We start from the raw sequence: 26,663 nt of genomic DNA on the forward strand, positions 1-26,663 counted from the left end.
TTATATTTTATTTATTAAGAAATCTCTTTCTGTTTTTAACAAATTTTGAATATTTGTCTGTGTTTTTTCAGTTATATTTGATATATAACTTGCTATTAGGAGTACAACAACAATTAAACCACCAATGATTAAAATTAACTCAGCACTCCCTTGGCCTTTGCTGTCAATTCTTTTTCTAAACATGGGTTCTGTTGTCAAGTATGGTATTTCTTACATCAATTATGTCATCTTTAGCTTTTAAACTGACATCACTTGTTTCCATATATGATCTGTATATTGTTAATGCAAGTAGTGCGATTACAAGCACACCTCCAAAGAGCAATATATATTCGGCAGCACCTTGTCCAGAATTTTCTTTGATGAGTTTTTTCATATTTTTCATGTTTTTTCACCAGTATTAAATTGGATTTTTTAATATATTAATATTACTATATTATAAAAAAGTAATACTAATCTCTTTTTTAATTTTTCTTTAACTATTTTCGTGTTTTTCTTCCATTAGATTTATAAATAGTTATTTAGATATTATATAGTAGTTAAATATAGAGTGATTAAAAAGTTATAAGGGTGAAATCGTGGGAAATACAATAAAATTAGTTTCAGGTTTTATTTTATTTGTAATTGGTGTTCTCATAGCTTATGAGGCAAGTGTGTATAATTTATTAGATATCTTATTAATAATTGGTTTAATCATTGCAATTGTAGGAATAATTATGATGATTAGTCATTTTGTGGAATCTAATGCGGATAGGACAACAAATAAAATTAAAGAGTTTTTAGAGTCTAAAGAAAGTAATTCAAGTTTTGAAAGAAAAAATTTTACTGGTGAAGAACCTTTAAAAATCCGTCATGATTATAATGATTTTGACGATGCAGAATATGATGACTTAGGCATTGAAGATTATAATGATTCAACTCCTAGTGAGTATTATGGAGATTCTTTTGAAGATAATCCTAATAGAGTATTAAGAACTGTTCCAAGGCAAGAAAAAGAATTAAATTTAGATAACCAGCTAGTTTTCACTCCTAATTATGGAAGGCCTTTGAAAGTTACTAGAACTCCTAAAAAACGTCAATCAGATTATTTTGAAAAAGAAATGCCTCCGTTTGTTGTGGAAACTGATAAATCTGATGAAATTAAACGTGCTTTAGAAGAACCAACTCCTGTTGAAAAAGCTGTTAATAATCATACATTGGCTCCTGAAGTGAAACAGCCTAGAGATATTAAAATTGATATTAATGACCCTGAGAGTTTACCTGTTCCAAAATCACTCAGTAGCCATATACTTTGTAATGATTCTGTTATTACTTCACAAGAAGCTTTTGACCAATTAGCAATTTATGTTAATAAAGAAATCATGTTGGAAATTCCTTCTTTAAATGAATTATCAGATAGATTCTTATCTCATGTTCCTACAAGTTATTCAAGAGTAATTATTGATGAATTTGATACATCAGACATGTCTTATATGTTTTTAATTTCATCTCTTTTAAAACAAGGTGTTCATATTAAGACTGTCCCTAAAGTTCATACAGTTAATTTAATCACTGATGATTCTCATGCAATGATTATATCTGAAGGTCAGAATGATATGGAATATGGTGCGATATATGATGACAGGAAGTCTATTTCAAACATTCGTGCTAGTTTCGAAAAAACTTGGAATATTGCATCTAACTTAGATGAGAATATTATTATGGGTTCTGTTGGGGGATCTGCTTAATGGAAATAAGATGGTTGGGTCATTCGGCATTTGAAATAATCAGTGATGATAATGTTAGAATATTAATAGATCCGTTTATTAGTAATAATCCTACTTGCCAAGTCCCTGTAGAGGAATTAAATCCAGATATTATTTTGCTTACTCATGGACATTCTGATCATTTTGGTGATGCTTTAGAAATATCCAATAGTACTAATGCTCCTATTGCATGTATTCACGAAATTTCACTCTTTTTAGCTAAACAAGGAATTAGGAATATTAGTGTTAATATTGGTGGTTCTTTTGTATATAGGAACATTAAATTTACAATGCTCGAAGCTAAACATTCTTCTGATATTGACATGGTTGAAGAAATCGCTCCTGGTGGAACTGCTGCAAGCTTTTTAATAACCTTTGAAGATGGAACTAAAATATATCATTGTGGTGATACAGGACTATTTGGTGATATGAAGAATATTATTGGTGCAATATATAAACCTGATGTGGTAATGATACCAATAGGGGATAAATTTACTATGGGTCCTTTTGAAGCTGCTTTAGCTTCCATGTGGATGAATCCGAAAGTTGTTATTCCAATGCATTATAATACATTTCCACCAATAGAACAAGACCCTGCAATTTTTGCTAATTTTGTAAGTCAGTTTAACCCGAATATTGATATTGTGGTTATGAATCCTGATGAATATTTTGAATATAATCCTGAAGATTATCAGGATTAATTTTTTTCATATTTTTTTCTTAGATGATACTCTTCATCGATATCGCATTTTCCTGATGGTAATACTCTTATAATATCATCAAGTGTTAATAAATCATCTTCATTAATCTTATTTATTATTTTTTTAGCGATCGCTTCTTTTTTTGCAAATCCCGGTTTTAATACAACATAATTATCACAATGGGCTTCAAGTGCTTCAACTGGTCCCGCCATTATTCTTTTACCTTCATAATCAACAATTCCAATAGCTAATTTTACCCTTGCACTTCTTATATAATTACGATGTCCCCGTATTACAAAAGATCCTTTAGATAAAAATTCACCTGCTTCAGGTGTTTTTGTAACTTGATCTGGATGAACCCAGAATACATCTTGGGTTGTGAATCCCATTGACCAAGCAGATGAAAATGCTGCGGCAAATTCCCCTGATTCTTTGATGATATTGTCATTTAATTCATTACCGTTTAACTTTATTGCAGTTGAACTTGCACCATGTATATCTGCATGTAAATAAATATCATTTGGTTCTAGATACTTCTTAACAACCATTTCATTGCTGTTAGCATCACGTCCACCGATAACTAATATGTTATCTGAGCTAATGAACCATCTTAACTTTTCATACCATTTTAAATCTTTTTTAATTCTTTTTTTAGGTAATTCTACCTGTTCCATCGCTATGTCCTTTTTGGATTTAATGTCATCAAGTTGTTTTTTAGTATTTTCAATAGCTATTATTGCACCTTTTGTTTTTCTTTTTGCTTTTTTAGCTTTTTCATAATATATTTCAGCATTTTCAGGTATTGTTGATTTAGGATTTATATTCAATGCAGTATCATCAATATTCAGTGTTAAAATACCCATTTTATCAATGGATTCATAAATCTGAGCTTCAGGCATTCCCTCCTTCTTAGCTTTTTTTAGTATTTTGCCAATTTCTTTAAAAGAATAGTCATTACTCCAAGCAGTGTTTATAACATTTATTATATTTTCAATGGTGGAATAATTAGAATAAATAACCTCTCCTTTATGTTGACTTTCTTCTATAGTTCTTGTAAAATTATCAAGGGTTTCTTGTTGTAATTTTAATCTTTTTTCAAACTTATTTACTTTTTTATTCCATGCTGCTTCTTTTACATTTTTTATGGTGCTGTTTACTTTTTTAGAATAAAATTCATCACAGGCCTCATTAAAATCTTTATAAAAAGTTTTTTCAAAATCAGCATATTTAACAAGATCTAATGGAATAACATCTTCTTTTGAATCTTTTTTTACAATTTGTGGTTTAATTGCTCCTTTTTTAAGATTATCAAATAACTCTTTAAGGCATTTATAGATTTCTGCAGTTTGAGTATCTGTTAATTGTGATGTAAGTGTGTTTTTATCAATTTCAATGATTCCATTGGCTCTTTGAATAATTTCTTCAGCATATAAGCTTCCAAGCCCATTCATTGCAAGAGTTCTTACAACATCACTTTCTGCATTTTTGAATAATTTTTTTAATTCTTCTTCAGTAATTGTGATAGGGTTTATTCCTCGTTTTTCAGGAAATTTGTATTCTCTTTTAGAACTAATGTCTCTTGCACTTAACTGTTTTCTTTTTAAAGGTTGAATAATATTGTTTTCATCATCTAAAAGGATTATATTTCCTTTATCAAATAATTCAACAATTATTGTGTAATATTTATCTTTTTTAACTTTAATTTCAATTACACGATCAAATTCATGCTGTTTAATACTTTCAACATGAGCTCCTTTAATTCTTTTTCTTAAAAGCATGGGAAATGATGGGGGAATGGTGGGATTTTCAAGAGGATATTGGCTGGTGTGTATTCTAGAACCACATTGCATTACTAAATCAATTCTGCCAGTTCCAGGAACATGGAATCTGATTACTACAATATCATTTGCAGGTTGGAATGATTTATCTACTCTGGCACCACTTAATAAATTATTTAGTTCATCACTTATTGTATAAATGTCTACATTGGACATGGATTTCATTGTTAACACCTTTTTTATCAATACCTTAATATATTATAACTCACTAAAATCATATTAATATATTTAATTTAATGGAGGATATCAATGGACATAACTGTTAAAGTCACAAGTATTCATATTGTTGCAGGTATAATTGCTGCTCTCATTTCCACTGGTTTAACATTAGGCTGGTTTGGATTTAAAAATGATATTTTTGCATTTTTTATTGCTGTAATTATATTGTATTTCGTTGGTCAAGCTTGTCAAAAAATAGCTGGTGATGAAATTTCCGGATTTTCCCAATGGTTATGGGATGGAATTGCACCATTCTATTTTACATGGGTTATAGCATACACTATTTTCGCCATCTACCTATAAACCACCAAAGAATATCCATATAAATGCAATTAGTAATGCTGTAATCAATAAAACTGGAGCTATAATTTTACTCACTGCAACTACTGAACTAATTGTTGAAATTAATTCAGTTGAATTTTTTGGGCCGAAAGTGTTAAGATTTTCTATTTTTTCAGTTCCAGTTCCAACTTCTACTTTTTCTAAATCTTTTATTGCCTCTTCGATACTAATTCTGACATATTCTATAATTTCAGGTCTTTTTGCAATTCCAATAGGATTGTATCCTCTAGAAAGTGTATTAACAGTATGTGTGTCAGTTGTCATTACTTCAATTTCATCTATTTCCAAATCACTTACTGCATCAATAATTTCTTGTCTAAATCCAATTTCCATATTGTTTGCATCGAAAAGTACATATGCGGTTCTTTGATTGCCGACTTCAACAATCATTGTTTTTATACCACTGTCTCCGACACCATCATGTTTATCTAAGGATTCAAGGTTATCTTCATAGCAGCCTACTTTTACATCATATCTTCCCTGTTTAGGATTAATTGTGTCAATAACATCAATTAACTGGAATACTTCTGAATTTCCAGGCAAGATTTCTCCACTTTCAGGAGTGAAGGAGTTATGGCAATCTACAATTATTGAATCTTCAACATTGCAACGGCTTCTGCTTTGAGCCATCATAGTCAATCCAACACCAAATTCAATATCATCAACTGCATCCGGAGCAAAAGTTGATAAAATAACCATACCCTTATTAAATAATTGAACACCGATATTTGCTTTTTCAACATTATACCTTATAAATCTACTTGCATTTGATGAATATTCTACAGTTTTCAATCCGTTTCTTACAGACTCTTCAATTTTATCAATCTCTGATACTGCAATTGGGTTAAAATCATGTGTTGATGGTCCATGAGCAACCATAGTGAAATGGTCAAATTTATTAGCCAATAACGTTGGCATATTTGATCCCCCAAGATCCCCTAAAGGCCCAGGGTGAACAGAAGGAGATATAAATAATGCTTTTATTCCATTTTCAGTTTTAAAACTAACAAATGTGACGATTGTATCAATAGCTTCACTCATATTTTCAAATAATCCTTCAAGGGAATTTGATCCTTCATTCATATGGGCAATAAATAAACTTAATAAATCCAAAACACCAATACCTAAGTTCTTCTTAAATGGGGATGCAATAACTTTAATGAATGCATATATTGCCATAACAAATATTATTGCAGCAACTATTGCTTTTAAAGTTATTTGTAAAATTGCAGGTCCAATAAAACTTGTGTCAATGAATAAAAATGTAATTAATGTATACATTGCTAATATGAGTAATGGCTGAATTAAACCAGTAATTGCAGCAGTTACAAATCTAACTTTTGATGTGGCCCAGAAAACTAATGTGCCGAATCCATAAATTAAAACACAACCGAATAGCATTGAGTTTAAAAATAAATCTATTTTTAGTATTTGGGAAATTATACATCCGATAATTATGATTATTCCAAGTATTGTCATTGAAAGAACAGATAAAAACATTGAGTGTTTAATTTTTAAATTGATTCCATGAACAACACTAATTGTCTGCTGATTCAATGCACCACTCATTATGGAAGAAATTCCAAATACGATTAAACCAAACAACCCTCCTGCAATAAAATCTTCTAAAATGCCCATAGTCGGATTCAAATCTATTAAATAATAGATGCTTCCAATTAAAAAACTAATAATTAGCATTCCTATTATTGAGAATTTGGTTTTTGGCAAGGTTTTAATATATTTTGATAATCCTGCAACACTACTCATACTTGACATAATTTTCCTCGTTATTATTTTTAGCCATTAAATTTATTAAATCTAAAAATTTTATATAAAATATAATTATATTTTTTTTAATAAATATTTATTACTAATTAAAGGTGAATTGATGGAAAGAAAATTAAATGTACCAATTAAAGATGAAAATTTAAATGAATTGAAAGCTGGAGATGTAGTTTATTTAACAGGTAACATTTTAACTGCAAGAGATCAAGCTCACAAAAGAATTATTGAACAAGGTGCTCCATTTGATATTTCAGGTGCAGCATTGTTCCATGCAGGACCTATTGTCACAAAAGAAGATGAAAACTATAAAATGGTCGCTATTGGTCCAACTACTTCTATGAGAATGAATCCATATCAAAGTGATGTTTTAGATATGGGGGCTAAAATTATAATTGGTAAAGGTGGAATGGATGATACTGTAAGAGAAGCATTAGTTAGAAATAATGCAATTTATGTAGTGGCAACTGGAGGTTGTGCTGCATTATATGTAGATGCAGTGGAAAAAATTGAAGGTGTTGACTGGTTGGACTTAGGAATGCCTGAAGCTATTTGGAATTTAAAAGTTAAAAATTTCGGTCCTCTTATAGTGGCTATGGATAGTGAAGGTAACAGTTTATATGATTAACTTTTTAAAAAGGAATACTTATATATAATTTAGTTTCATACTATATCTTAATAAAATTAGAGACTATAAATTATGGTTGTGTTATTATGGCTGATATTAATGAACTCGCAGAAAAAAAATTGAAATCAAGAATGACAAAAATTAGAAAGTGTAACAGAGAACCCGAAGAAAAAGCAAAATTTTCAGAAAAATTAGGTGTTTCTTTTGATGTAGAATTCCATAATAAAAATCCTGATAAACTTGCAGATGGTATAACTTTCATTACAACACCTGAAGGTAGGATTTTATTAGCAGAATATTACTATGAAATTCCTGAAACTCAGGAGTATACTTCTTTACCTATTGATGAGAAAAAATTAAAATCAATATTGGAATTCTTTGATGAATATAAATTAGAATTTGATGACTCTGATTAGATGATAGTTAATAACTCTTTAGATGAAGTTAAAAAAAGAGATAATGCTCTTACAATCATCAAAAATCTTGTTGAAACTAAAGGCAGGTCTTCTTTATTTGATTTAACAGGTCTGGCAGGTGGATTTATCGCATCTTCTTCTGAAATTAGTCTTTTAGAAACATATGTTGGTCCGGCTATTTTTGAAGATGCTATTCAAGAAGTTGGAAAGGAACATATGGGTGGTGAAAAAGTCCTTGCAGTAAATAGGACTTCTTCAGGCATACTTGCTACAATATTATCTCTTGTTAGTAAAGATTCTAATGTAGTGCATTATCTTGCTGAATTACCTGCTCATCCATCTATTCCAAGAAGCTGTAACTTGGTTGGTGCTAATTACTTTGAAACTGATGTTTTTGAAGAGTTTTCAATACCGAATAATACTTCATTAGTTGTCATCACCGGTTCCACTATGGATCATAAGGTAATTGATGAAGAGGAGTTTAAACAAATTATTGAAATGGCACATGCAAAAGATATTCCTGTCATGGTTGATGATGCATCTGGTGCAAGACTTAGAACAGTTGTATTTAATCAAGCTAAAGCTTGTGATTTGGGTGCGGATATTGCAATCACAAGCACTGATAAATTGATGCCTGGTCCAAGAGGAGGATTGATGTCCGGTCGTGCAGAATTAATTGATGAAATTAAAATTAAAGTTAATCAATTCGGTCTTGAAGCTCAACCACCTGCAGTTCTTGCAATGGTGAATGGTATTAAAAATTTCAAAGAAGAAAATTTAATTAAAAGTTTCAAAAGAAAAGATGAATTATATAAATTATTATCTTTAAAATTTAGCAATTTTAAAAAATCACCTACAGGGGTCATGATTTATCCTGAAGGATTAAGTAGTGAAATTAATGTTCCACATAAGTTATCTGATGATGATTTGGCATATGTATTCTCGTTTATTCTATTAAGAGATTATGGAATAATCACAATTCCACCAGTTTCAATGCCCGGCGCATCAGCCACAATAAGATTTGAATTATCATCAAGTGATGCAGTTAATTTAGATTTAAACAGTCTAGGTAAAAAAATAGTATCTGCATTTGAAAAATTACAAGATATAATTACAAATGAAGAAAAATGTAGGGAGATTGTATTTAATTCTTGATTATACATTCTCCAGAAATTACTTTTTCTAATGTCCCATCAATTTTTTCAACAACAAGCGCCCCTTCTCTACTAATGCCTAACACATAGCCATCATAATATTTATTGAATGGTTCTCTGACTTCTACAATTTTTCCAATTGAGTATGAACGTTTTCTCCATTCTTTTAAGATTTCTTCATATCCTTCATGATCAAAAAGTTCACTAATTTTTTCGAATTCTTCTAAGAAAAGTTTAATTAAAAGATTTTCATTTTCTTTTCTTCCAAGTTCTATTTCAAGGGTGGTGCTGCCATTTTTTAATTCTTCTGGGAATTTTTCAATATCCACATTTGCATCAATACCCACTCCGATAATTACATTTTCAATTGTGTTGAATTTTGCCACAGCTTCGGTTAATATGCCGCAAATTTTTTTACCATTAATCAGGATGTCATTTGGCCATTTGATCTCAGGATTTTTAATTCCAACTTTTTCAAGAGTTTTTGCAACTGCAACACCTGTAGCCAATGTTATTAAAGGAAGTTTAGAGTGATCTACATGAGGATTTAAAACAATGGATAACCATACTCCACCTAATGGTGATTTCCATGATTTTCCAGATCTGCCTCTTGCAGCTGTTTGTTTTTCAGAGATGATAACACTACCGTCTGCAATATTATTGGTTGACAGGAATTTGGCTATAGTATTTGTTGATTTAACTTCGTTGAATACATATAAATTTTTTCCAATGTATTTTGTATTCAGATTTTTTGAAATTTCATCAGCAATAATATGTTCTGTTTTTTGTTTTCCAATTTCTTCAACTAGATTTTTGAAGTCATTGATGTCAACTTGTTTTATTTCATCAATAGTTTCAGTAGAAAGTTTACCCTCTTTTTTTAATAAGTTCATTATTTCTTCTTTCATTGACGAATCCCCGTTATTTTTTTTGCATATTGTGGCTTCTTGCCATATTCTGATAAGATCCTACAGCTGCAGATATTGCGGCTATTTTTTTTCCAGGCATAAATGTTGATTTTAATCTGTTAACATATTCATGATCTTCTGCAATAACATTTTCCATTTCTTTTTCAATACCTTTTTTATAAGTATCAATAAAGTGAGTATTCAGGTCACCTGAAATAAAGTTAGGATTTCTTAAAATAGCTTTATGGAATGGGATTGTAGTTTTAACGCCTAAAATGATATATTCACTTAATGCTCTTTTCATTCTATTAATTGCATCATTCCTGTCTCTTCCATAGGCAATTAATTTTGAAATCATTGAATCATAAAATGTTGGAATTGTATAATTCATGTATACTCCACTGTCTAAACGTACACCTGGTCCTCCGGGAGATCTGTAACCTGTAATTTTACCGGGATTTGGTGCAAAGTCATTAAGAGGATCTTCAGCATTAATACGACATTCAATTGCATGTCCTGTTATTTTAATATCTTTTTGTTCATAGCTTAATTCATCACCATTGGCTATTAAAATTTGTTGCTTTATTAAATCAGTGTTAGTAACAAGTTCAGTAATAGGGTGTTCTACTTGAATACGTGTATTCATTTCAAGGAAGTAATATTGTCCATTATCATATAAAAATTCAACTGTACCTGCACTAGTATAACCTATATATTCGGCAGCTTTAACTGCACTTCCGCCCATTTCATCTCTTAATTCTTCAGTCATAATAGGGGATGGAGCTTCTTCTAAAAGTTTCTGATGTCTTCTTTGAATAGAACATTCACGATCGCCAACGTGGATTACATTTCCATGTTCATCTGCCAAGAGTTGGAATTCAATGTGGCGTGGCTTTTCAAGATATTTTTCAATAAATACTGTTGAATCACCGAAGTTAGTTGATGCAACAGATTGTGTAGATTCAATTGCACGTACAAGTTCATCTTCCTCATAAACTGCACGCATACCAATACCTCCACCACCTGCAGAAGCTTTTACAATTACAGGATATCCAATTTGACGAGCTATATCTTTAGCTTCTTCAATATCTGTAATACCTTCTGGTGTACCTTCAATTACAGGAACGCCTGCTTTTTTCATAAGTGCTTTGGAAGTAATTTTATCTCCCATTTTATTAATTACATCTCCACTTGGTCCGATGAGTTTAATTCCATTCTTTTTACATTCTTCACCGAATTTTGAATTTTCAGCTAAAAATCCGTATCCTGGGTGAATTGCATCTGCACCGGATTCAAGTGCAATATTAATAATTTTTTCAATATTTAAGTAAGATTTCGCAGGTGAAGGATTTCCTAATGGGTAGCTTTCATCTGCATAATTTGTATAAAGAGAAGTTTTATCGGCATCGGAGTATATGGATACACTTTTAATATCAAGTTCACGACAAGCACGCATAACTCTTATTGCAATTTCTCCTCTATTTGCAATTAATACTTTTTCAAACATTTGAAACCTCAAATTAATTTTTCATATGAATAGTTATATATTATTAATTAATATATTAAATGTTTGATTAATGGAAAAATTGAAGTATTTTTCCAGAACTTTAAAATTGTTAAAAATTTTATTTGTTTGTGTTTTTTTCTATTTTCAATATAAAAAACAATATATTTATATACTGATTAATATATACTCTATATTAATATATTCTCTGAGTATGAAAAAGTTGGTAGCATAAAAAGAAGCTACAGATATTATAACTGATATAATATCTTGTAAATGTGTAAATTAATGAGTGATATATAAATGTAGGGAAATCTTTATATACTTTATTTAATATAATTTAAAGTAATGTATAAAGATGAGCTATCTATATTTATTCCGAACTCATTTCTTTCGGAGTCTAAAGATCTTAAAATCCGTACTTATAAGGTAGGTATTTTGGGCAGAGCTTTAGCTATTTTTCAAGCGGATAATGTTATTATTTATAATGATGATAATGTTAAAAATGAAGATGGAGAAATGGATGGAGAATTTATTGCTGAAATTTTGAATTATATGAATACTCCTCAATATTTGAGGAAAAAAGCATTTCCTATAAGATCTGAATTAAAGCATGTTGGTATTCTCCCACCTCTCAGAACTCCTCATCATCCTATTAATAGTCAACCAGACGTGGGTGATTATAGACAAGGTTTTACTGTTAAGAGAAATAAGAAAGGAACTTATGTGGATATAGGTATGGATAAACTTGCATTCTGTAAAGAGCAACTTTCTGTTAAAAGAATTTTTGACTTTAAGATTACTAAAATTGCTAAGAAAGAAGTAATAGTCACACCTGATAAACCAGATGACGTTTACTGGGGATATAATGTTATATCTTCTACTAAGAGTCTTAAAAATAGCTTAAAATTAATTAAACCTGATCTTGTTGTTGAAACTACAAGATATGGGGATTATATTAATTCTATTTTTGATGAATTAAAATCAAAACTCAATGAATCTAAAAGTATTGCTATTTTATTTGGTGGCCCATATTCTTCAATTCAAGAGGATGTTTCTAATCCAAATTGGGATTTGTTTAAATTAAATACTATTCCTGGACAAGGAACTGAAACTGTTAGAAGTGAAGAGGCTGTTGTCGCTACACTTTCTTTATTCAATTGTATGAGATTTTAATTCTCGTGATTTATTAGTTTTACACTCTAATAGATAACTTGCTCAACTTTTTATACATGGATATTTTTAGGACTTTCTAAAAATAATCTTAGCACAGAATTATTTATACATTAGATATATTCTTTATTGTGCTCCAATTGAATTTAACTCAATAGAGTATATTAGAATTTAATATTTATCTAGTTGTAATTTTGCTTACAGCTATTTATTAACTCGATGAGATTGTATTTATTAGAATCTTGTCAAAATTTATTAGTAGTTATTAAATTAACTATTAAGCTACAAAAATTAAAATAATTTAAAAAATAAGGAAAAATATTAATAAGGAGGTTAATTAAATGGTAAGACATCACCAGCCAAGAAAAGGGTCTGTTGCTTTTAGTCCAAGGAAAAGAGCAGCTAAAGAAACCCCTAGAGTAAAATCTTGGCCTCAAATTGATGAACCAAAATTACTCGGCCTCGCAGGTTATAAAGTCGGTATGACTCATGTTTTAATGACTGATTCCGATAAAAACTCTCCAACTAATGGTATGGAAGTTTTCACTCCAGTAACTGTATTGGAAGTACCTCCGGTCGTAGTAATGGGAATTAGAGCTTATGAAAAAACTTCTCGTGGATTGAAAGTAATCACCGAAGTTCTTGCAGACAATTTAGATAAAGAACTTTCAAGGAAAATCTCTCTTCCTAAAGAATACAATAAATCTGAAGCTATTGCAAAAATACAAGGTGCATTAGAAAACACAGAAGAAATTAGGGTATTAGTACATACAAATCCAAAAGTAACTAGCGTACCTAAGAAAAAACCAGATATATTTGAATGTGGTATTGGAGGATCCAATCCTGAAGAAAAATTGAATACTGCATTAGAATTATTAGGTAATGAAGTAAAAGCTAGTGAAATCTTCAATGAAGGAGAATTTGTTGATGCTATCGCAACTACTAAAGGAAAAGGATTCCAAGGTGTAGTTAAAAGATGGGGAATTAGAATTCAATATGGTAAAGCTGTAAGAGCAGGTAAAGGTAGACACGTAGGTTCTATCGGGCCTTGGACTCCTAGAAGAACCATGTGGACTGTAGCTCAAGCAGGTCAAATGGGATACCATAAAAGAACTGAATTCAACAAAAGGATTTTAAAAATTGCATCAGCAGATGAAGTTGATCAAATCAATCCTGATGGGGGATTTATAAAATATGGACTTGTTAAAAATGATTATGTTTTAGTTAAAGGATCCCTTCCAGGACCTTCTAAAAGATTAGTAATTTTAAGACAACCTATTAGACCTAATAATAAAGCTGAGGATATCCCTCAAATTAATTATATTAGTACTAAATCTAAACAAGGGGCATAATCATGAAAGTTAATGTTTATTCTATTAATGGGGAAGTTAAAGAAGAAATTGAACTTCCAGCTATTTTTGATGAAGTATACAGACCAGATTTAATCAAAAGAGCTGTACTTTCTGCACAATCTGCAAGAGTACAACCATGGGGTAACGATCCAATGGCAGGTAAAAGAACTTCTGCTAAAGGTTGGGGTTCAGGTAGAGGAACCGCTAGAGTGCCTAGGATTAAAAATGGTTCTAAAGCAGCATTTGTACCAATGGCAGTTGGTGGTAGAAAAGCACACCCTACTAGAGCTGAGAAAAATCATCATGAAAAAATCAACATAAAAGAAAGAAGATTTGCAATAAGATCTGCTGTTGCAGCAACTACTAATAAAGAAATTGTTGAAAACAGAGGTCACAAAGTTGCAGATTTAGAACAAGTTCCTATCATTGTTGAAGATGAAATTGAAGCTGTTAAAACTGCTAAACAAACTCGTGAAATTTTCCAAAACTTAGGTGTTTACGACGATATACTACGTGCTAAAGAAGGAAAAAGAATCAGAGCAGGTAGAGGTAAAACCAGAGGAAGAAAATACAAAAAAGTAAAAGGACCTCTTGTAGTTGTTGGTGAAAATAAAGGTATCCATTTAGGTGCAAGAAACCATGCAGGTGTAGATGTTGTGGTTGCTGAAAACTTAAATGCTGAATTATTAGCACCAGGTACCCATGCAGGAAGACTTACTATTTACACTAAATCAGCAGTTGAAAAATTGGGAGGTTTATTCCAATAATTATTGGAAGATAGGTGATTATTATGAATGCATACTCAATTATTATTAAACCTCATGTTACTGAAAAAACCATGAACTTAATTGATCAAAATAATGTGATTACTTTTGTGGTAAATCGTGAATCTAATAAAAGTCAAATCAAAAGAGCTTTTGAAGAATTATACGAAGAAAAAGTAGCTAAAGTTAATACTCATATTACTACTAAAGGTGTAAAAGTAGCATACATCAAACTTGTTGAAGAAGAAATGGCAGAAGAACTCGCTGTCAGAATAGGTGTATTCTAAGGAGGAATTTGAATGGGAAAACGATTAATACATCAAAGAAGAGGAAGAGGAACTCCTGCTCACCGTGTTGCTTCTCATCGTTTCAAAGATAAAATTAGATACAGATCTTACGATGCATTAGAAAAAGAAGGCAGTATCAAAGGTAAAGTTATTGATATATTACATGATCCTGCAAGAACCGCTCCTATTGCTGAAGTAAAATTCGAAAATGGTGAAAAGAAATATATCCTAGCACCTGAAAGCATCCAAATTAATGATGAAATTGAATGCGGTATTTCCGCTCCTATTAAATTTGGTAACACATTACCACTTGCTGAAATTCCTGAAGGTACTCCAATTTATGATATTGAAAACACACCTGGTGATGGCGGACGTTTTGTAAGATCTTCTGGAACTTATGCTTCTGTAGTTACTCATGATGCAAATCAAGCTGTTGTTGAATTACCATCTGGAGAATTAAAATACTTAAATCCTAATTGCCGTGCAAGTATTGGTGTAGTTGCTGGTGGAGGTAGAAAAGATAAACCATTCCTTAAAGCTGGTAAAAGATGGCATGCTTATAAAGCTAAAGGTAAGAAATTCATGACTGTTAGAGGAGTAGCAATGAATGCTGTAGATCACCCTCATGGGGGAGGTAACAGACAACATCCTGGTCGTCCAACTACTGTTTCAAGACATGCACCGCCAGGAAGAAAAGTTGGTTCAATTGCAGCTAAGAGAACAGGTTTAAAAAGATAGATAGAGGGTGTTTCATTGGCAAGAAAAATATTTAAATATAAAGGTTATACTCTTGAAGAACTTCAACAAATGTCTTTAGAGGAAGTAATGGAATTATTCCCTGCAAGACAAAGAAGATCTTTAAAAAGAGGATTCTTACCAAGACAACAAATTGTTTTGGATAAAATGAGAAAATTAAATAAAGAAGGAACTAAAGATGGTCGTCCTGTTGTTATTAGGACCCACTGTAGAGACATGATTGTTATACCTGAGATGGTTGGAACCACTTTTGGTATTTATGATGGTCAAAATTTTGTTGAAGTTACTATTGCGCCAGAAATGATTGGTCATTACTTTGGTGAATACGCACCAACAAGAAAAAGAGTTCAACACGGAGACCCAGGTATGGGTGCTACTAGATCATCCATGTTTGTACCACTTAAATAAGGAGATTAGAACATGGCTAACAAATATGCTTATAATGAAGAAGTTGATGAAGCAAAAACTGCACGTGCTATGGCAAAATCTCTTAAGATTTCTCCAAAACACAGTGTTGAGATTTGCAGTGCAATCAGAGGAATGGATGTAGGTAAAGCTAAAGATTACTTAGAAGATGTTATTGAAATGAAAAAAGCAGTTCCTTTCAAAAGACACAACAAAAAAGTTGGTCACAGAAAAGGACTCAAAGGATGGGCTTCTGGTAGATACCCTGTAAAAGCTGCTGAACAAATATTGAAAGTTTTAGAAAATGCAGAAGCTAATGCAGAGTACAAAGGTATGGATACTGAAAAATTATTCATTGAACATATCTCAAGTCATAAAGGTGTTGTAATTCCAGGATATATCCCAAGAGCATTCGGTAGAATGACTCCATTCAATACACCTACTACTCATATTCAAATTGTATTACAGGAGGCTAACTAATGATAGAAAAAGATTTTGTCACAGAGGGCCTTAAAAGAACTAGAATTGATGAATACTTAGAAAAAGAACTAGAAAGAGCTGGATACGGTGGTATGGATGTTCAAATTACTCCTTTAGGAACCATGGTTGTTGTTTATGCAGAAAGACCTGGTATGGTTATTGGTAGAGGGGGTAAAAATGTAAGAGCTATTACCAACACTCTTAAAACTGATTTTGGTTTAGATAATCCTCAAATTGAAGTTAAAGAAGTTGAAGTTCCTGAACTTAATCCTAAAATCATGGCTTACAAAATATCTAATATGTTACAAAGGGGAATGCACTTCAGAAGAGTTGCTTACTCAACCATTCGTAGAATTATGGGTGCAGGAGCTCAAGGTGTTGAAGTAACCATTTCTGGTAAAATTAGAGGTTCAAGATCTGCTGTAGCTAAATTCGTTGAAGGATACATTAAAAAATGTGGTGAACCTTCAATCAGATTAGTTGAAGAAGGTTTTGCTACTGCTCAATTAAAACCTGGTGTTTTAGGTATTTATGTAAGAATTATGCCTCCAGAAACTGTATTACCTGATTCTGTTGAAATTCTTCCTCCTAAAATAATCATCGAAGAAGATGGTGAAGTTACTGAAGAAGAAATTGATATTGAAACTGAAGAAGTCATCGAAGAAGATATCATTGAAGAAGTCGAAGACCTCGATGAATTAGAAGAAGTTGTTGAAGAAGAATCTACTGAAGAAGTAGAGGAAGACGATAGTTAAATTTCAATTTAATTATCTTAAAAGAGTTGGAACAATGGCGATTTTAAGAAGTAAAGAAATTTGGGACATGGAAGTTGATGAGATTCAAGATAAATTAGTTGAACTCAGAGCTGAATTATCCAAAAACATTTCTAAAAGTGCAGCTGCCGGGATTAATGAAAATCCTGGGAAAATTAGAGAATTAAAAAGAACTATTGCTCGTGTTCTTACAATAATGAACGAAAAACAAAAGGAGAATTAAATGTCAAAAATTTGTGATGTATGTGGGCTTCCTGAAGAACTTTGTGTTTGTGAAGAAATTGCACGTGAAGTTCAATCTTTGAAAGTTTTTACTGTAAGGAGAAGATTTGGAAAACTCATGACTATTATCGAAGGTATAGATGAACACGATATCGACATAAGAGAACTCACAAAAACCCTTAAAGCAAAATGTGCTTGTGGGGGAACTGCTAAAAATGGTCAAATAGAACTCCAAGGAGATCATAAAGTTAAGGTCAAAAAAGTTTTATCTGACATGGGTTTCTCATCTGATACTATTGAGATTCGTGAATCTAAGAAAAATAATAAGAAAAGGAGATAATTCATCTATTCGATATGTTTTTCAATTAAATTATTGTAATTCTGCATAATTTATTGTAAATGTTATATTAAGAGATGATACTATGATTACTTCAAATAATTTGGTTCATCATGAATTCATTGGATTAAGAATTCATGCCATGAATCCGAAGAATCCTTCTCTTAATTTAAAAGGAACAGTTATTGATGAGACAAAAAATACCATAATTATTGAAGAAGAAGATAACAATGAAAAAATGATTCCTAAAAATGGAACTTTTTTCGTGTTTGAACTTCCGAATGGGGAAAAAATTAAAATTGATGGTAATATTTTGTCTATTCGTCCTGAAGATAGAATAAAAAAAAGATTTAAAAAAATATAAACGGTGATAATATGGTTGGGCTTAACGTTCAAGAACCAGAAACTACATGTAATGACCCTAACTGCCCTTTCCATGGAACTTTATCTGTAAGAGGTCAAGTTCTTGAAGGAATTGTTGTAAGTAACAAAGCAGAAAGAACTATTACTGTTGAACGTAGTTACTATAAATTCATTAAAAAATACGAAAGATATGAAAAAAGGAAATCTAAAATCAATGTTCACAAACCAGATTGCTTGAATGTGAATGTTGGTGATTCTGTAAAAATTGCAGAATGTAGACCATTAAGTAAAACTAAACATTTTGTTTTAGTTGAAGTTAAAGGAGAGTAAATATTATGAAACCATTAACCTCAAGTGTAACTAAAGCATTACCAATTGGAGCAACCCTCCAGTGTGTTGATAATACTGGTGCTCGTGAAATCGAAATTATTTCTGTAAAAGGATTTAAAGGAGTAAGAAGAAGACTCGATGTTGCTGGTGTTGGAGACTTAGTTGTTGCTTCTGTTAAAAAAGGAACTGCTGATATGAGAAGAGAAGTTGTCAATGCAGTTGTAGTTAGACAAAAAAAGGAATATAGGCGTGCTGATGGTCTTCGTGTTAAATTTGAAGATAATGCTGCTGTTATTATTACTCCAGAGGGTATTTTAAAAGGATCTGAAATTAGAGGTCCTGTTGCAAAAGAAGCAGCTGACAGATGGCCTAGTGTAGGTAGTGCTGCTAATATTTTAGTATAGGTGAAAAAATGTCAATTCAACCAAGAAAACAAAGAAAAGCTCGTTATACTGCTCCTGCTCATGCACGTGGTAAATATTTAAGTGCTTCTGTAAGTAAAGATTTAAGGGAAAAAGTTGGTAAAAGATCTTTACCGGTTATAACAGGAGACAAAGTTAGAGTTGTCCGTGGAGACTTTAAAGGACATGAAGGAGAAGTTCTCACTGTAGATTATACTTCTTATAAAGTTACTATCGAAGAAGTTACTTTATCTAAACCTGATGGAACTGTCACTTTCCTTCCAGTCGATCCATCTAACTTAGTAATTATTGATGCAAATTTAAAAGACGATAGAAGAATTAAAAATAAAGGAGATAATTAATATGGCTAAAATGGGATCTAGAAAACATCTTAAAAGATACAAAGCACCAAAATCTTGGCCTATTCATCCTAAAGAAGATACTTGGACTGTAAAACCTTCCGCAGGTTCTCATTCCATTAATGATTCTATTCCATTAACTTTAGTTATTAGAGATGTTTTAAAATTAGCTGATAATGCAAGAGAAGCAAAAAGAATTATCAACTCCGGTAACATTTTTATAAATGGAATCATTGTTAAAGATTATAAATTCCCAGTAGGATTTATGGATGTTCTTGACATTCCAAAAACTGAAGAATCTTATAGAGTTCTTTTAGATAGAAAAGGAAGATTACAATTAAAATTAATTGAAGATGCAAGTGCTAAATTATCTAAAATTGTTAACAAAACCACTATTAAAGGTGGAAAAACTCAATTAAACCTTCATGATGGTAAAAATGTTATCATTGATGAAGATGCTTACTCTGTTGGGGATGTTATTTGTTTAAAAGTACCTGAACAAGAAATTGTTGAAGCATATCCTTTACAAGAAGGAGCTACTATCCTTGTTACTGGTGGTAAACACACCGGTGAATTAGGTACTGTATCTGAAATTATTGAAAACAAATCCACTAATCCAAATACTATTATCATTGAAAATAGTGCTAAAGATGAATTCTTAACTTTAAAAGAATATGCATTTGTAGTTGGTAATGATGCACCAGTAATTGATTTATTGGAGGTTAATAAATGAACCCAATGAATGAAGTACGTATTGAAAAAGCTACTGTAAGTATCGGTGTTGGTGAAGCAGGTGAAAAATTATCTCGTGCTATTACTCTTTTAGAAAATATGTTCGATCAAACTCCTGTTAAAACTTTTTCCAAAGTTACTAACCCAGAATGGGGAATTAGGAAAAAACAACCTATCGCATGTAAATTAACTTTACGTGGAGAAAAAGCAGATAAAGCTATTGATATGGTATTGGAAGGTATTAGTAGAAATATTAAACCTACTCAATTTGATGCACAAGGAAACCTTTCTTTTGGTATTAAAGAACATATTGATATTCCAGGTATGAGATATAATCCAGATATTGGTATTTTCGGTATGAATGTTTCTGTTACTTTTGAAAAACCAGGTTACAGAATTTCTAGAAGAAAAATCCAACAAAAGAAAGTTCCTCAAAAACATAGGATTTCTAAAGAAGAAACTATGAAATTTATGGAAGAAAACTTTAAAGTTAATTACGTAACTGAATAAGGTGATATTTTGCCAAGAAAATACGGAAAAGCTGCTAAAAAATGTAGTCGTTGTGGAGACCACTCTGCTATGATTAGTAGATATGGATTAAACTTATGCAGACAATGTTTTAGGGAAATTGCTCCTAAAATTGGATTTAAAAAATATAATTAGAGGTAATTACTATGAGTCTTATGGATCCTCTTGCTGATGCTTTAACTAATATTAGAAATAACGAATTACAAGTAAATGGTTCTTGTGTTATTTCTCCAGCTTCAAAATTAATTGGACAAGTTTTAAGCACAATGCAAAAAGAGAATTATATTGGTAATTTTGAATATGTTGATGACAATAGGGCAGGTAAATTCACTGTTGAATTAATAGGTAACATTAACAAATGTGGTGTTATCAAACCTCGTCATGCTGTTAAGAAAGATGAATTTGAAAAATTTGAAAAAAGATATTTGCCAGCAAAAAACTTTGGTATTTTAATCGTCACTACTCCTCAAGGAATTATGACTCACAATGAGGCTAAAGAAAGAGGAATTGGTGGACGTTTGTTGGCTTACATGTATTAGGTGATAATATGGTAGTAGCTGCAGCTATAAGGGAAGAAATTGCAATCCCTGAAGGCGTTGAAGTTATAATTGAAAACAATGAGGTTTCTGTAAAAGGACCTAATGGAGAAGACTCCAGAAAATTTACTTATCCTAATGTAAATATTAAAGAAGAAGAAAATGTTGTTATTTTAGAAACTGTATTTCCTAAAAAGAAAGATAAAGCAATGATTGGAACCACAAGGGCACACATTAACAATATGATTGTCGGAGTAACTGATGGTTTTACTTACCACATGAAAATCGTATTTGCTCACTTTCCAATGACTGTAAAAGTTCAAAAAGATACTGTAGTAATTGACAACTTCCTCGGGGAAAGACACCCAAGAACTGCTAAAATTGTTGGTTCTGCTAAAGTAGCAGTTAAAGGTGATGAGGTAACAATTACCGGTATTAATAAGGAACATGTTGGTCAAACTATGGCTAATTTAGAACAAGCAACTAAAATTAAAGGAAGAGATCCTAGAGTATTCCAAGACGGAATATATTTAATTAGCAGGGAATAAATTCGGTGATTTAAATGGCTAATAAAAGATTTAAAAGACAAGAATATGCTCGTTATAAAAAACTTGGAATCAAATGGAGACGCCCTAGAGGTAAAACCAGTAAAATGAGAAGATATGAAGCTGGTAAACCTGACATGCCGGCAATTGGTTACAGAACCCCTAGAGCTATTAGGGATTTACACCCTTCAGGATTCAAAGATGTTCTTGTTCATAATATGCAAGAATTAGAAGACTTAGATCCAGCTACTGAAGCTGCTAGAATAAGTGCTTCTATCGGGAAAAGAAAAAAAGATTTAATGCTTGCAAAAGCATTAGAACTTGGTATTAAAGTTTTAAATAAATAAATCATAATTATAAGCAATCAATTCCGGGTTTTTATGAATTGATATAGCTATTAAATTAAATTAAAAAAGGGAATTTAGATTTTATCTAAATTTATCAGCTATGCTGTATGGAGGATTATATATATGAATCTTACAACTCAAAAAAGATTAGCTGCTAGTATCCTCAAAGTAGGACTTAATCGTGTTTGGATTGATCCAGAAAGATTAGAAGAAGTATCTATGGCGATTACTAGAGAAGGAGTAAAGCAGTTAATTAATGATGGAGCTATTAAAGCAAAACCTCAAAAAGGTATTAGTAGCTACAGATCTAAGAAAATTAAAGAACAAAAAGCAAAAGGAAAAAGAAAAGGTAGAGGTAGTATTAAAGGAGCTAAAAAAGCACGTACTCCTAAGAAAAAAGCTTGGATGACTACTATCAGAGCTTTAAGAAAAGATCTTAAAGAAATGCGTGAAGATGAAGTAATTGATGTTACTACCTACCGTAAATTATATAAAATGGCTAAGGGTGGCGCATTCAGAAGTAAATCTTACATGAGAAACTATGCCCGTGACCATGATTTAATTAAAGGAGATGAGTAAACATGGCACATGGAACTAATTATAAAGTAGCTTTCAGAAGAAGAAGAGAAGGTAAAACTGATTATGCAGCAAGAATGAAATTAGTCAGTTATGACAAACCTCGTTTAGTTGTTAGAGTTTCTAACTCTCATGCTACTGTTCAGGTTATTAATTATGCTCCTGAAGGAGATTTAACTGTAGCTTCAGCTGTAAGTAAACAATTAGCAAAATATGGTTATTTAGGACATACTGGTAACCTTACTTCATTTTACTTAACTGCTTATCTTTGTGCTAAAAGAGCATTAGCTAAAGGTGTTGAAAGTGCAATTTTAGATATTGGTTTAAAATCTCCAATTAAAGGATCTAAAGTCTTTGCAGCTCTTAAAGGTGCTGTTGATGCAGGTTTAGAAATTCCTCACGGTGATTTCATTTTCCCAGAAGATGATCGTATTAATGGAGGACATATTGCTGCATATGCTGAATCTTTAGATGCTGAAGAAGTTGCTAAAAAATTCTCAAAGTATTTTGAAAGAGGTCTCAATCCTAAAGATTTACCTGCAAACTTTGAAGAAACTATTAAAAATATTGATGAGGCAGGGGAATAACTATGAGTTTTAATATTGATGAATGGGAACCTAAAACTAAATTGGGTAGATTAGTTAAAGATGGAACCATTACTGATATCGATGAAATCTTTGAAAAAGGTCTTCCGATTATGGAATTAGAAATAGTTGATGCTTTAATTCCAGATTTAGAAGAAGAAGTAATGGATGTTAACTTAGTTCAAAGGATGCATAAATCTGGTAGAAAAGTTAATTTCAGAGTAATTGTTGCTGTAGGTAATAAAAATGGTTATGTGGGATTAGGCCAAGGCAAAGCTAAAGAGGTTGGTCCTGCTATTAGAAAAGCTGTAGACAATGCTAAATACAATCTTATTAAAGTAAGAAGAGGTTGTGGAGATTGGGGTTGTGTATGTGGAAGAGAACATACTGTACCATTTAAAGTACAAGGTAAAACCAGTAGTGTAAGTGTAAACTTAATCCCTGCACCTGCAGGAGTAGGTTTAGTAATTGGTGATGTTGGTAAAACTATTTTAAAACTCGCCGGTATTCATGATGTATGGTCCCAATCATTTGGACAAACTCAAACTACTGTAAACTTCGCTAATGCAGTGTTTGCTGCTTTAAAAGAATTAAGTAATGTAAAAGCAAGTCAAGAAGACCTCAAAAAAATGGGCGTTAACTACTAAATGGTGATTATATGTTTTTAGTTATTAGAGTTAGAGGAACTACTGGTGTTATTAAAAATATTGCAAACACCTTAGACATGTTAAGACTTAACAGAATCAGCCATGCAGTACTCGTTGAAGAAAATCCTAGTTTTGAAGGTATGCTTCAAAAAGCTAAGGATTACATCACTTGGGGTGAAATTGATGCAGAAACTTTATCTGCACTCATTGCTAAAAGAGGAAGACTCCCAGGTAATGTAAAAGTCACTGACGAATACGTTGCAGAAAATACTGATTACAAAGATATTGCTGATTTAGCTCAAGCTTTAATTGAGTCTAAAGTTAAATTAGCTGATGTTGGAATTAAACCTGTATTCCGTTTACACCCTCCTAGAAAAGGATATAAAGATATTCGTTTATCTGTACAAGAAGGTGGATCCTTAGGTTACAGGGGAGAAAACATTAAGGAACTAGCAAAGAAAATGCTTTAAATCGGGTGTATATTTATGATTAGAACAAAACGTAAAATTAACAAACAAAGAGGTTCTAGATCCAACGGTGGAGGCTGTACTAAAAAACGTAGAGGTGCAGGTAACAAAGGTGGAAAAGGAAAAGCAGGTATGGGCAAACAACATTGGACCTGGACTGTAATCCATGATCCTAACCACTTTGGTAAACATGGTTTTAAAAGACCTCAAAAAATGATTAATAAAGTCAATGCTGTTAATTTAAATTATTTGGAAGAACAAGCTGATAAATTACTTGCAAATGGTAAAGCATCTCAAGATGGTGACGCTATTGTAATTGATGTAACAGAATTAGGTTACGACAAAGTTTTAGGTAAAGGTAAAATTACTAAAACTTTCAAAATTTCAGCTCCTCAATTTTCAGCATCTGCTGTTGAAAAAATTGAAGAATTAGGAGGAGAAGCTATAGAATTATAGCTTTTTTCTCTTTTATATTATTAGAGGAAAAAAATGTCATCACTAGAATTTTTAGAGCCAGTCTTTAAAATTGTTCCAGAAGTAAAATCTCCTGTTCATAGAGAAGATTTTAATGAAAAACTTAAATGGACTGCTCTTGTTTTAGTTTTATATTTTATATTAACTCAAATTCCATTATATGGGTTAGCTCCTGGAGCTATTGATTCATTTGCTCAGTTAAGAGCAGTTATGGCAGGAAGTTTCGGTTCCATCCTTACATTAGGTATTGGTCCGATTGTTACTGCATCTATTGTTTTACAATTATTAGTTGGTTCAAATCTTTTGGATTTGGATTTATCTTCTCATAAGGATAAATCTCATTTCCAAGCTACTCAAAAAATTCTTTCTATAGTTTTTACATTTTTTGAAGCAAGTGTTTTAGTATTAACTGGTAATTTAGTACCAATTGATGGTTCTTACACTTTAATATTGATCATCCAACTTGTTGTCGGGGCATTAGTAATTATTTATCTGGATGAAGTGGTTTCAAAATGGGGATTCGGTAGTGGTATTGGTTTATTCATTGCTGCTGGTGTATGTCAAGCCATTATTGTAGGTACTTTCAGTATCTTGAATGGTTCAGATGGATTATTAGCAGGTATTATTCCTAAATTTATCCAACTTGCTACCGGCGGTACTTTTGACTTCTCAATTTTAGTTCCATTAATAGCAACTATTATTGTATTTGTAGTTGTTTTATACGGTGAGGCTATGAAAGTAGAAATTCCTATATCTCATGGTCAAGTTAAAGGTCATGGTAGAATTAGGGGATCTGTTGGTAAATATCCATTAAAATTTGTTTACTCAAGTAATATGCCAGTAATTTTAACTAGTGCATTGCTTGTAAACGTTACTTTATTTGCAAATGTTTTCCAAAAAATTGGTGTTCCAATTCTAGGACATCTTCAAAATGGTAAAGCTGTTGATGGTATTGCCTGGTTATTGTCCACACCTAACTTAACCATGTTTATTACAGAACCGATTCATGTTCTTGTATATGCATTATTTTTCATTGCTTGTTGTATATTATTCTCATATTTATGGGTTGAAATCAGTGGATTAAATGCTAAAAAGATTTCTGAGCAGCTTCATAAATCCGGTATTCAAATACCAGGGTTTAGAAGTAGTAAACGTCAATTATATAAAATTTTGAAAAAATATATTCCTGCACTTACCATTATAAGTGGTGTTTATGTAGGTCTCATTGCTTTCCTTGCAGATTTAACTGGTGCTTTAGGTGGAGGTACTGGTGTATTGCTTACTGTAGGTATTCTTCATAAACTTTATGAAGAAATGGCTCAAGAACAGCTTATGTCTGCAAATCCTGTTCTTAGGAAAGTTTTAGGAGGAGATTAATTTTTCTCCTTTTTTCTTTTAACAATATGCGGGGGATTAAATTGAAATTAGTAGTATTAACTGGTATTCCAGGTTCTGGAAGTACAACTTTACTTAATAAAGCTTTAGAACAAGTTGATTATGTTCATTTAAATTATGGGGACATAATGACTGAAATTGCAATTAATGAAAATATTGCTGATAATAGAGATTCTTTAAGAAAATTACCAGCTGAAACACAAAAAAAAATTCAAGCTAAAGCAGCAAAAGAGATTAAACAAAGATCTGAAAATGATAACGTTATTGTAGATACTCATTGTACTATTAACACACCTGCCGGATTTTTACCGGGGCTTCCAAATTGGGTTTTAGAACAATTACAACCGGATCTTTTTATTTTAATTGAAGCTAATGCTGATGAAATCATTTACAGAAGATTAAATGATGATACTCGTCAAAGAGATGTTCAAAAAGCTAAAGAAATTCAGTTACATCAAGAAATGAACAGAGCAACTTCTATGGCTTATGCAACTTTAACAGGTGCTACTGTTAAAATCGTCGAAAACCATGATAATCATTTAGATTCTTCTGTTTCAAAATTAGTGGATGTTTTAAATTTATAAATTATTATTGAG

Annotated in this window: 39 protein-coding genes; 33 read left to right on the forward strand and 6 right to left on the reverse strand. The window is 31.6% G+C overall.

What is annotated here, in order from left to right; all coding sequences use genetic code 11:
• Together EDC42_RS04635 and EDC42_RS04640 are read right to left on the reverse strand one after the other, a co-directional pair.
• Positions 1-183 carry a class III signal peptide-containing protein gene (locus EDC42_RS04635; protein ID WP_069574713.1) on the reverse strand — a complete coding sequence of 61 codons (183 nt, stop codon included), beginning with the start codon at positions 181-183 and terminating at the stop codon, positions 1-3.
• Positions 176-382, reverse strand: a complete 207-nt coding sequence (locus tag EDC42_RS04640) for a class III signal peptide-containing protein (RefSeq protein ID WP_069574712.1) — start codon at positions 380-382, stop codon at positions 176-178. The genes EDC42_RS04635 and EDC42_RS04640 overlap by 8 nt, the downstream gene beginning before the upstream one ends.
• Before the next feature lie 193 nt (positions 383-575).
• Between EDC42_RS04640 and EDC42_RS04645 the strand changes: the two genes are divergently transcribed.
• Entirely contained in the window at positions 576-1,724 is a 1,149-nt protein-coding gene (locus EDC42_RS04645; protein WP_069574711.1) for a hypothetical protein, read from the forward strand.
• Positions 1,724-2,443 (forward strand): metal-dependent hydrolase, encoded by a 720-nt coding sequence (locus EDC42_RS04650; protein WP_069574710.1) that lies wholly within the window; start codon positions 1,724-1,726, stop codon positions 2,441-2,443. The genes EDC42_RS04645 and EDC42_RS04650 overlap by 1 nt, the downstream gene beginning before the upstream one ends.
• On the opposite strand, the gene rqcH is transcribed toward EDC42_RS04650, so the two are convergent.
• A complete protein-coding gene (rqcH, locus tag EDC42_RS04655; protein ID WP_069574709.1) occupies positions 2,440-4,446 on the reverse strand; it encodes a ribosome rescue protein RqcH in 2,007 nt (668 codons plus the stop codon). The two genes, EDC42_RS04650 and rqcH, sit on opposite strands and share 4 nt — an antisense overlap.
• Before the next feature lie 84 nt (positions 4,447-4,530).
• On the opposite strand from rqcH, the gene EDC42_RS04660 reads away from it, so the two are divergent.
• Positions 4,531-4,803 (forward strand): EMC6-like membrane protein, encoded by a 273-nt coding sequence (locus tag EDC42_RS04660; RefSeq protein WP_069574708.1) that lies wholly within the window; start codon positions 4,531-4,533, stop codon positions 4,801-4,803.
• Here EDC42_RS04660 and EDC42_RS04665 read toward each other — a convergent pair.
• Positions 4,798-6,618 (reverse strand): DUF2070 family protein, encoded by a 1,821-nt coding sequence (locus EDC42_RS04665; protein WP_069574707.1) that lies wholly within the window; start codon positions 6,616-6,618, stop codon positions 4,798-4,800. The genes EDC42_RS04660 and EDC42_RS04665 overlap by 6 nt on opposite strands.
• A 112-nt stretch (positions 6,619-6,730) precedes the next feature.
• Here EDC42_RS04665 and EDC42_RS04670 point away from each other — a divergent pair, with 112 nt between their 5' ends.
• The 3 genes from EDC42_RS04670 to EDC42_RS04680 all read left to right on the forward strand — a co-directional run bounded on the left by EDC42_RS04670 (position 6,731) and on the right by EDC42_RS04680 (position 8,823).
• The gene (locus EDC42_RS04670) at positions 6,731-7,252 is read left to right on the forward strand and encodes a FumA C-terminus/TtdB family hydratase beta subunit (protein ID WP_069574706.1); all 522 of its coding nucleotides are present in this window, start codon (positions 6,731-6,733) and stop codon (positions 7,250-7,252) included.
• 86 nt (positions 7,253-7,338) lie between these two features.
• Positions 7,339-7,668: a hypothetical protein gene (locus EDC42_RS04675; protein ID WP_069574705.1), complete on the forward strand. Its 330-nt coding sequence runs from the start codon at positions 7,339-7,341 to the stop codon at positions 7,666-7,668.
• Positions 7,669-8,823, forward strand: a complete 1,155-nt coding sequence (locus EDC42_RS04680) for a TIGR03576 family pyridoxal phosphate-dependent enzyme (RefSeq protein WP_069574704.1) — start codon at positions 7,669-7,671, stop codon at positions 8,821-8,823.
• On the opposite strand, the gene EDC42_RS04685 is transcribed toward EDC42_RS04680, so the two are convergent.
• Positions 8,813-9,730 (reverse strand): biotin--[acetyl-CoA-carboxylase] ligase, encoded by a 918-nt coding sequence (locus EDC42_RS04685; RefSeq protein WP_069574703.1) that lies wholly within the window; start codon positions 9,728-9,730, stop codon positions 8,813-8,815. The genes EDC42_RS04680 and EDC42_RS04685 overlap by 11 nt on opposite strands.
• Positions 9,731-9,743: 13 nt before the next feature.
• Positions 9,744-11,237 (reverse strand): acetyl-CoA carboxylase biotin carboxylase subunit, encoded by a 1,494-nt coding sequence (locus EDC42_RS04690; RefSeq protein ID WP_069574702.1) that lies wholly within the window; start codon positions 11,235-11,237, stop codon positions 9,744-9,746.
• Between the two features lie 345 nt (positions 11,238-11,582).
• Between EDC42_RS04690 and EDC42_RS04695 the strand changes: the two genes are divergently transcribed.
• From EDC42_RS04695 to EDC42_RS04825, 27 genes are all read left to right on the forward strand, one after another.
• Positions 11,583-12,410: a putative RNA uridine N3 methyltransferase gene (locus EDC42_RS04695; RefSeq protein ID WP_069574701.1), complete on the forward strand. Its 828-nt coding sequence runs from the start codon at positions 11,583-11,585 to the stop codon at positions 12,408-12,410.
• A gap of 338 nt (positions 12,411-12,748) precedes the next feature.
• Entirely contained in the window at positions 12,749-13,759 is a 1,011-nt protein-coding gene (rpl3p, locus tag EDC42_RS04700) for a 50S ribosomal protein L3 (RefSeq protein WP_069574700.1), read from the forward strand.
• A gap of 2 nt (positions 13,760-13,761) precedes the next feature.
• Positions 13,762-14,526 (forward strand): 50S ribosomal protein L4, encoded by a 765-nt coding sequence (gene rpl4p / locus EDC42_RS04705; RefSeq protein ID WP_069574699.1) that lies wholly within the window; start codon positions 13,762-13,764, stop codon positions 14,524-14,526.
• Positions 14,527-14,549: 23 nt separating this feature from the next.
• A complete protein-coding gene (locus EDC42_RS04710; protein ID WP_069574698.1) occupies positions 14,550-14,810 on the forward strand; it encodes a 50S ribosomal protein L23 in 261 nt (86 codons plus the stop codon).
• Between the two features lie 12 nt (positions 14,811-14,822).
• Positions 14,823-15,548 carry a 50S ribosomal protein L2 gene (locus EDC42_RS04715; protein WP_069574697.1) on the forward strand — a complete coding sequence of 242 codons (726 nt, stop codon included), beginning with the start codon at positions 14,823-14,825 and terminating at the stop codon, positions 15,546-15,548.
• Positions 15,549-15,563: 15 nt separating this feature from the next.
• Positions 15,564-15,974 carry a 30S ribosomal protein S19 gene (gene rpsS / locus EDC42_RS04720; RefSeq protein WP_069574696.1) on the forward strand — a complete coding sequence of 137 codons (411 nt, stop codon included), beginning with the start codon at positions 15,564-15,566 and terminating at the stop codon, positions 15,972-15,974.
• Between the two features lie 12 nt (positions 15,975-15,986).
• The gene (locus tag EDC42_RS04725; RefSeq protein WP_069574695.1) at positions 15,987-16,451 is read left to right on the forward strand and encodes a 50S ribosomal protein L22; all 465 of its coding nucleotides are present in this window, start codon (positions 15,987-15,989) and stop codon (positions 16,449-16,451) included.
• Positions 16,451-17,206 (forward strand): 30S ribosomal protein S3, encoded by a 756-nt coding sequence (locus EDC42_RS04730; protein ID WP_069574694.1) that lies wholly within the window; start codon positions 16,451-16,453, stop codon positions 17,204-17,206. Before EDC42_RS04725 ends, EDC42_RS04730 begins: the two co-directional genes overlap by 1 nt.
• A 34-nt stretch (positions 17,207-17,240) precedes the next feature.
• On the forward strand, positions 17,241-17,447 hold the full coding sequence (gene rpmC / locus EDC42_RS04735; protein WP_069574693.1) for a 50S ribosomal protein L29: 207 nt from the start codon (positions 17,241-17,243) through the stop codon (positions 17,445-17,447).
• Complete coding sequence (gene yciH / locus EDC42_RS04740) at positions 17,448-17,786, forward strand: stress response translation initiation inhibitor YciH (RefSeq protein WP_069574692.1); 339 nt, start codon at positions 17,448-17,450, stop codon at positions 17,784-17,786.
• An 82-nt stretch (positions 17,787-17,868) separates the two neighbouring features.
• A complete protein-coding gene (gene rnp1, locus EDC42_RS04745) occupies positions 17,869-18,147 on the forward strand; it encodes a ribonuclease P protein component 1 (protein ID WP_069574691.1) in 279 nt (92 codons plus the stop codon).
• Positions 18,148-18,158: 11 nt separating this feature from the next.
• Positions 18,159-18,476, forward strand: a complete 318-nt coding sequence (locus tag EDC42_RS04750) for a 30S ribosomal protein S17 (protein ID WP_069574690.1) — start codon at positions 18,159-18,161, stop codon at positions 18,474-18,476.
• A 5-nt stretch (positions 18,477-18,481) separates the two neighbouring features.
• Positions 18,482-18,880 (forward strand): 50S ribosomal protein L14, encoded by a 399-nt coding sequence (locus EDC42_RS04755; protein ID WP_067043685.1) that lies wholly within the window; start codon positions 18,482-18,484, stop codon positions 18,878-18,880.
• Positions 18,881-18,888: 8 nt separating this feature from the next.
• Positions 18,889-19,239 carry a 50S ribosomal protein L24 gene (rplX, locus tag EDC42_RS04760; protein WP_069574689.1) on the forward strand — a complete coding sequence of 117 codons (351 nt, stop codon included), beginning with the start codon at positions 18,889-18,891 and terminating at the stop codon, positions 19,237-19,239.
• A 1-nt stretch (position 19,240) separates the two neighbouring features.
• Positions 19,241-19,969, forward strand: coding sequence for a 30S ribosomal protein S4e (locus tag EDC42_RS04765; RefSeq protein ID WP_069574688.1), 729 nt, complete (start codon positions 19,241-19,243; stop codon positions 19,967-19,969).
• Positions 19,966-20,478: a 50S ribosomal protein L5 gene (locus EDC42_RS04770; protein ID WP_069574687.1), complete on the forward strand. Its 513-nt coding sequence runs from the start codon at positions 19,966-19,968 to the stop codon at positions 20,476-20,478. Before EDC42_RS04765 ends, EDC42_RS04770 begins: the two co-directional genes overlap by 4 nt.
• A 9-nt stretch (positions 20,479-20,487) precedes the next feature.
• Positions 20,488-20,631 carry a 30S ribosomal protein S14 gene (locus EDC42_RS04775; RefSeq protein WP_069574686.1) on the forward strand — a complete coding sequence of 48 codons (144 nt, stop codon included), beginning with the start codon at positions 20,488-20,490 and terminating at the stop codon, positions 20,629-20,631.
• A gap of 11 nt (positions 20,632-20,642) precedes the next feature.
• Positions 20,643-21,035, forward strand: coding sequence for a 30S ribosomal protein S8 (locus tag EDC42_RS04780; protein WP_069574685.1), 393 nt, complete (start codon positions 20,643-20,645; stop codon positions 21,033-21,035).
• A gap of 8 nt (positions 21,036-21,043) precedes the next feature.
• Positions 21,044-21,580, forward strand: coding sequence for a 50S ribosomal protein L6 (locus EDC42_RS04785; protein WP_069574684.1), 537 nt, complete (start codon positions 21,044-21,046; stop codon positions 21,578-21,580).
• Positions 21,581-21,594: 14 nt separating this feature from the next.
• Positions 21,595-21,924 carry a 50S ribosomal protein L32e gene (locus EDC42_RS04790; protein ID WP_069574683.1) on the forward strand — a complete coding sequence of 110 codons (330 nt, stop codon included), beginning with the start codon at positions 21,595-21,597 and terminating at the stop codon, positions 21,922-21,924.
• Between the two features lie 123 nt (positions 21,925-22,047).
• On the forward strand, positions 22,048-22,503 hold the full coding sequence (locus tag EDC42_RS04795) for a 50S ribosomal protein L19e (RefSeq protein WP_069574682.1): 456 nt from the start codon (positions 22,048-22,050) through the stop codon (positions 22,501-22,503).
• Between the two features lie 2 nt (positions 22,504-22,505).
• On the forward strand, positions 22,506-23,087 hold the full coding sequence (locus tag EDC42_RS04800) for a 50S ribosomal protein L18 (protein ID WP_069574681.1): 582 nt from the start codon (positions 22,506-22,508) through the stop codon (positions 23,085-23,087).
• Between the two features lie 2 nt (positions 23,088-23,089).
• Positions 23,090-23,731, forward strand: coding sequence for a 30S ribosomal protein S5 (gene rpsE, locus EDC42_RS04805; RefSeq protein ID WP_069574680.1), 642 nt, complete (start codon positions 23,090-23,092; stop codon positions 23,729-23,731).
• A gap of 11 nt (positions 23,732-23,742) precedes the next feature.
• Entirely contained in the window at positions 23,743-24,201 is a 459-nt protein-coding gene (locus EDC42_RS04810) for a 50S ribosomal protein L30 (RefSeq protein ID WP_069574679.1), read from the forward strand.
• Positions 24,202-24,216: 15 nt separating this feature from the next.
• A complete protein-coding gene (locus tag EDC42_RS04815; RefSeq protein WP_069574678.1) occupies positions 24,217-24,654 on the forward strand; it encodes an uL15m family ribosomal protein in 438 nt (145 codons plus the stop codon).
• Between the two features lie 33 nt (positions 24,655-24,687).
• On the forward strand, positions 24,688-26,049 hold the full coding sequence (gene secY / locus EDC42_RS04820; RefSeq protein ID WP_069574677.1) for a preprotein translocase subunit SecY: 1,362 nt from the start codon (positions 24,688-24,690) through the stop codon (positions 26,047-26,049).
• Between the two features lie 41 nt (positions 26,050-26,090).
• Complete coding sequence (locus EDC42_RS04825) at positions 26,091-26,651, forward strand: adenylate kinase (RefSeq protein WP_069574734.1); 561 nt, start codon at positions 26,091-26,093, stop codon at positions 26,649-26,651.
• The last annotated feature ends 12 nt before the right edge of the window (positions 26,652-26,663 follow it).

Source organism: Methanobrevibacter gottschalkii DSM 11977 (assembly GCF_003814835.1).
GTDB classification, from domain to species: domain Archaea; phylum Methanobacteriota; class Methanobacteria; order Methanobacteriales; family Methanobacteriaceae; genus Methanocatella; species Methanocatella gottschalkii.